We start from the raw sequence: 4,894 nt of genomic DNA, 5'->3' as shown, positions 1-4,894 counted from the left end.
ATCGAAACCGGCTTCAACAAGACCGAAATCGGCAAGATCATCCTCGCCGCCTGCTTCATCAACGACCTCGGCACGGTTTTGGCGCTCGGCGTGGTGTTCGCGCACTACGACCTTTGGCTGCTCGGGTTCGGCGTCGCCACGGCGATCGTGCTCGTCGTTCTCGCTCGCTACGCCCCGTGGATGTTCAAAAGCCTCGGGCAACGGGTCAGCGAGCCGCAGACGAAGTTCGTTTCCCTGATCCTGCTCGGACTCGGCGGCCTGGCCTCGGTCGCCGGCAGCGAAGCCGTCCTGCCGGCCTATCTCGTCGGGATGGCCCTCGCGCCGACATTTCTCGCCGAGCGCGAACTGCCGCATCGAATGCGGATCATCGCCTTCTCGATTCTCACGCCGTTCTATTTCCTGAAGGCCGGGTCGCTCGTCGACGCTCGCGCCGTGGCCGCATCGGCGGGGCTCATCCTCGTGTTTCTCGCAATCAAGATGGTCACAAAGTTCATCGGCATCTTGCCCTTGACGGTCTATCACGAGTTTGACCGGCGCGAGGGCATGTACACCACGCTTCTCATGTCGACCGGGCTGACGTTCGGGTCGATTTCGGCGCTGTTCGGGCTCACCAACAAGATCATCGATCAGACGCAGTACACAATATTGGTCACCGCCGTGATCGGCAGCGCGGTCGTGCCGACGCTGATCGCGCAGACTTGGTTTCAACCGGATTTCCGCGCAATCGCCGAGGAGCCTGAAGTCATGGAGGCGGAGGAGAGCGCCAGTGAAGAGCCATAGCTGTTGCGCAAGTCTCTTGCCGCCGTCCGCCGCCGGGCGCTGAGCGACCCCTATGTCGGTCTCTTCAGAATGCGGCAAGACATCTTCGACGGACTTTTGAAGACGCTGGCGGCGACGGAGCGAGGCGTCTCGCCCGAAGAGGCCGCCCAAAGCGGGGGCTGGCTAGCCCGCACTGCGACGGCGCGCCGCCTAGGCCCGCGCCCTCGGGCGGGGTAGGGGAAGCGCGCATGGCAGCCGACGAAAAAGTCTCCGTAAAGCCGCCGCCGGTCGTCCGTGTGGCCGTCCGCAGGGCCCAGCCGAATTGCGGCGCCGCCTACGAGGCGCTCTTGCGCGGCATGTTCGGCGACATGAAGGCCTTTCCCGGATTCGTCAGTGCCGACGTCGTTCCGCCCGCCGACGAAGCCGGCGAGTATCAGGTCGTCACCAAGTTCAGGACCGACGCGGATCTCCGACGCTGGGATGAATCGGGCGCGCATGCCGACTGGTTGCGCAGGCTCGACACGGTCGCGGAAGGCGCGCCCGCCTACCGTGTCATCACCGGACTCGAGGCGTGGTTCTCGCCCGAGGTCGTGCCGGCGAGCGTCAACCCGCCGCGCTGGCGCATGACGCTCGCGACCTGGCTCGGCATTTTCCCGACGGCGAGCCTCTTGATCTGGTTCGTCGGCCCGGTGCTGGGCTTCCTGCCGTTCCTGCTGCGCACCGCCGTGCTGACCGGCCTCATCGCCTTCACCATGAGTTACGTGGTGATGCCGAGGCTTTCCCGCTGGCTGAAAGCCTGGCTGACGCACAAGTGAGGCGCTTTGCCGGGCGCGGTGAGGCCTGGCGGCGCTCGGCTCAATCCCGGATGTCGCGGAACACCATCACCGTCGAGGTCCCGTGCGCCATGAGCCGGCCGCGGCCGTCGATGATCCTGGCCTCGGCGGACACGATGGTGCGGCCCGCGTTGACGACGCGGCCTTCGGCCCGGACGCGGCCGGTCTCGGGGACGATCAGCCGGGTGAAATTGCCCTTGGTCTCGACCGTGGCGAAGCTCGCGCCCGCCGGCAGGGTCGAATGGACCGCAGCGGCCGTCGCGCTCTCGATCAGCGCCAGCGCCCAGCCGCCGTGGACGCTGCCGAGCGGGTTGAGCAGGTCCGGCCCCGGTTCGCCCTCGAAAACGGCGAACCCGTCGCCGACCTCGACCGGCCTGAACGACAGGGTGCGGCTGATTGGCGGGGCGGGCAAGCGGCCGTCGATCATCCCCTGCAGGATCTGGCGCCCCGTCAGCCTCACCGTCTCCTCGCGCGACGCGACGCCGAATTTTTGGTCGGGTCCCCATTCCATGGCGTTCGCTCCCTTGATTGTGGCGCTCGAGCACGGAACCGTCCGGCGAGACGAGGCGTGGCCCTGGCGCCGCGCTCTTCGCAGCCCGGCGTCTCGAAGAGCGCCGTCAGGCCGCAGGCCGACGTGGGTTGGGCGCGCCACCGTCGCGCGCCTTCATTGCATCGAAGTAGTCGTCCGCAATGCGGGCGCCAAGCGGTCCTGATCACGAACTCCTTCGCGACCTTCACGGCGATTGCGTGGCCGCAGGCTTGGGCGCGACGATGCCGGTTCACCCGGGGCGTCGCGGTTCATGACAATTGCGCGTGGGGACGCAGGCGGCTAAAGCCAGCGGCAAGTGCCTCCACACGCATTGGACTCCGCCCTTTGAGCCTCGATCCGAATCGGGACGCGCTCGCCGCGCGCGATCTCCTGGCCGCTGCGGCGCGCGAGGCCGGGGAAGTGGCGCGCGCGTATTTTCGCGTTGGGGCGACGACGTCGGCGGCGGTGAAGACGAAGCCCGGCGGGTCGCCGGTGACCGACGCCGATCTCGCCGCCGACGCCCTTTTGAAGCGCCGGCTCGGCGAAGCCTTTCCAGAGGCCGGCTGGCTTTCGGAGGAGACGGTGGACGACGCCGCACGCCTTGGCCGGCGCGCGCTCATCGTCGTCGACCCGATCGACGGCACCCGCGCCTTCGTCGACGGCGATCCGCGCTGGGCGGTGTCGGTCGCGCTCATCTTCGACGGCCGGCCGGTCGCGGGCGTCGTTCATGCGCCGGCGCTCGAGGAGACTTACGCCGCCGCGCGCGGCGCCGGCGCCGCGTTGAACGGCGCGCCGCTCAAGCCACCAATCCGCAGCGACGGGGCGGGATATCGTGTCGCGGGCCCGAAACCCCTTCTCAACGCGATGGGGGCGCGGCTCGGCGCGACGATGCACATTGTGCCCTTCGTGCCGTCGCTCGCCTACCGGATGTGCCTGGTGGCCAGCGGAGCGCTCGATTTCGCGGTCGCCGGGGCGAATTCGAACGACTGGGACATCGCCGCCGCGGATCTCATCCTCGAAGAAGCCGGCGGACGGCTGGTCGAGGCGTCGGGGGATCGCCTGCGATACAACCAGGCGCGCATCCAGCGTCACGTCCTGCTCGGGGCGCCGGACGCGCTGGCGCCGCGCTTGCTCGAGGCTTTCCGCGCCGCGGCCGGCGCGTGAGCGCGGGGGACCCGCTGTCGCGTCCGGCGGCTTGCGTTTTGCCCCGCGCGAGGGCAAAGCCCCGCGACGCAGCCCTCGCGCTATAGACCTTTCGAGGACAACCGACCATGACCACCCCTCCTTCGACGCCTCCGACCCAGGAGCATCGGCAGCTCTTGCATCTGGTGTTCGGCGGCGAGCTGAAGTCGCTCGAAACCCACGAGTTCCGCGACATATCCAAGATCGACATCGTCGGCGTGTTTCCTGACTACGCCAGCGCCGAGCGCGCTTGGCGCGCCAAGGCGCAGCAGACGGTCGACAGCGCCCAGACGCGCTATTTCATCGTCCACCTGCACCGTCTGATCGAGCCGGACCTCGCTCCGCCGACAAGGATCGCCTGAGACCTCAATGGCAAGACGCATAGGCCGGTCGCGGTTCTGGCAGGAAGCCATCGGCTTCCTACTCGCGAAGTATCTGCGCTTCGTCCAGATCACGAGCCGGTTCGTCACGGTTCCCGAGAGCCTCGACAAGGCGGTCGAAGGCCAAACGCCAATCATCTGCGCGATGTGGCACGGCCAGCATCTGATGATGTCCTTCGCCTGGCCGGACGCCATCGACCGATTCGCGGCGCTCATCTCTCGGCATGAGGACGCCGGCGCGCAGGCGGCGGCGCTTCGCCATCTCGGCGTGACGCCGGTGCGCGGCTCGGGCGGCCCGGCCGACCGCGCCCGCTACAAGGGCGGCGCGCCCGCCATGCGCGAACTCCTTCGCCATCTCCAATCGGGCGCGTCGATCGCGATGACCGCCGACGTACCGAAGCGCGCGCGCGTCTGCGGTCTCGGGATCGTCGCTCTGGCCAAGCTCTCCGGCCGGCCGATTGTTCCGACTGCGGTCGTGACCAGCCGCCGCATCCAGTTCGATACCTGGGACCGCGCATCGCTCGGCCTGCCGTTCAGTCGCGCCGTCGTCTTCGCAGGCGACTTCGTGCAGGTGTCGCCCGACGCCGACGACGCCGCGATGGAGGCGGCGCGCCTGGCCGTGCAGGAGGGCCTCGACGAGGCGCACGCGCGCGCCTACGCCATGGTTGGCGCGAAGGATCCCGGCGCGCACCTGAGAACGGCATGACACAGCCGCTTTTGCTGCATGTCTATCGCGCGGCGACGGCGCTCGGCACGCCGCTCGCCGCGCCCTTTCTGGCGTTGCGCCTCAGACGCGACAAGGAGGACCGGAATCGGCTCGGCGAGCGGCGCGGCCGCGCGGGCCTCGCCCGTCCGTCCGGCCGGCTCGTCTGGCTGCACGGCGCGAGCGTCGGCGAGGCGATCTCGCTGTTGCCGTTCGTCGAGCGAATCGCCCGCGCGGGCGCAACCGCGCTGGTGACGACGGGCACGGTGACGTCCGCCGCGCTCCTCGCCGAGCGCCTGCCCGCGGGCGCGCTGCATCAGTACGCCCCGCTCGACAGCCCGTTCTTTCTTCGCCGCTTCCTCCTGCACTGGCGCCCCGACGCGGCCCTCGTCGCCGAATCCGAGCTGTGGCCGAACATGATCGTCGAGACCAAGCGCGCCGGCCTGCCGCTCGCAATGATCAACGGACGGATCAGCGAGCGCTCGTTCAACCGCTGGCGGCGGGCGCC

At 69.0% G+C, this 4,894-nt stretch carries 7 protein-coding genes; 6 read left to right on the top strand and 1 reads right to left on the bottom strand.

Annotated features, from left to right (window positions below):
* Both ACLP25_RS08925 and ACLP25_RS08920 read left to right on the top strand, forming a co-directional pair.
* A partial coding sequence (locus ACLP25_RS08925; RefSeq protein WP_442468848.1) for a cation:proton antiporter occupies window positions 1–780 on the top strand: 780 nt, incomplete at its 5' end.
* 227 nt (window positions 781–1,007) lie between these two features.
* Window positions 1,008–1,574: an antibiotic biosynthesis monooxygenase gene (locus ACLP25_RS08920; protein WP_442468847.1), complete on the top strand. Its 567-nt coding sequence runs from the start codon at window positions 1,008–1,010 to the stop codon at window positions 1,572–1,574.
* A gap of 40 nt (window positions 1,575–1,614) precedes the next feature.
* Here ACLP25_RS08920 and ACLP25_RS08915 read toward each other — a convergent pair whose 3' ends face one another.
* Window positions 1,615–2,103, bottom strand: coding sequence for a PaaI family thioesterase (locus ACLP25_RS08915; RefSeq protein ID WP_442468846.1), 489 nt, complete (start codon window positions 2,101–2,103; stop codon window positions 1,615–1,617).
* A gap of 363 nt (window positions 2,104–2,466) precedes the next feature.
* On the opposite strand from ACLP25_RS08915, the gene ACLP25_RS08910 reads away from it, so the two are divergent.
* The 4 genes from ACLP25_RS08910 to ACLP25_RS08895 all read left to right on the top strand — a co-directional run.
* On the top strand, window positions 2,467–3,285 hold the full coding sequence (locus ACLP25_RS08910; RefSeq protein WP_442468845.1) for a 3'(2'),5'-bisphosphate nucleotidase CysQ: 819 nt from the start codon (window positions 2,467–2,469) through the stop codon (window positions 3,283–3,285).
* Between the two features lie 107 nt (window positions 3,286–3,392).
* Entirely contained in the window at window positions 3,393–3,665 is a 273-nt protein-coding gene (locus ACLP25_RS08905) for a DUF4170 domain-containing protein (RefSeq protein ID WP_442468844.1), read from the top strand.
* A gap of 7 nt (window positions 3,666–3,672) precedes the next feature.
* Window positions 3,673–4,389 carry a lysophospholipid acyltransferase family protein gene (locus ACLP25_RS08900; RefSeq protein WP_442468843.1) on the top strand — a complete coding sequence of 239 codons (717 nt, stop codon included), beginning with the start codon at window positions 3,673–3,675 and terminating at the stop codon, window positions 4,387–4,389.
* Window positions 4,386–4,894: 3-deoxy-D-manno-octulosonic acid transferase (locus tag ACLP25_RS08895; RefSeq protein ID WP_442468842.1), on the top strand; the 509-nt coding region annotated here is incomplete at its 3' end. The genes ACLP25_RS08900 and ACLP25_RS08895, both read left to right, overlap by 4 nt.

It is taken from the genome of Roseiarcus sp., from assembly GCF_052145395.1.
In the GTDB taxonomy this organism is placed as follows: Bacteria; Pseudomonadota; Alphaproteobacteria; order Rhizobiales; family Beijerinckiaceae; genus Roseiarcus.
The sequence above is the reverse complement of the archived record's forward strand: the minus strand, read 5'-3'. Positions and strand labels throughout refer to the sequence as shown.

What these genes read in the sequence shown, in the direction of transcription:
- ACLP25_RS08920 (WP_442468847.1), top strand. Translation starts at nt 1,008, where the DNA reads ATGGCAGCCGACGAAAAAGTCTCCGTAAAGCCGCCGCCGGTCGTCCGT.
- ACLP25_RS08915 (WP_442468846.1), bottom strand. Translation starts at nt 2,103, where the DNA reads ATGGAATGGGGACCCGACCAAAAATTCGGCGTCGCGTCGCGCGAGGAG.
- ACLP25_RS08905 (WP_442468844.1), top strand. Translation starts at nt 3,393, where the DNA reads ATGACCACCCCTCCTTCGACGCCTCCGACCCAGGAGCATCGGCAGCTC.
- ACLP25_RS08900 (WP_442468843.1), top strand. Translation starts at nt 3,673, where the DNA reads ATGGCAAGACGCATAGGCCGGTCGCGGTTCTGGCAGGAAGCCATCGGC.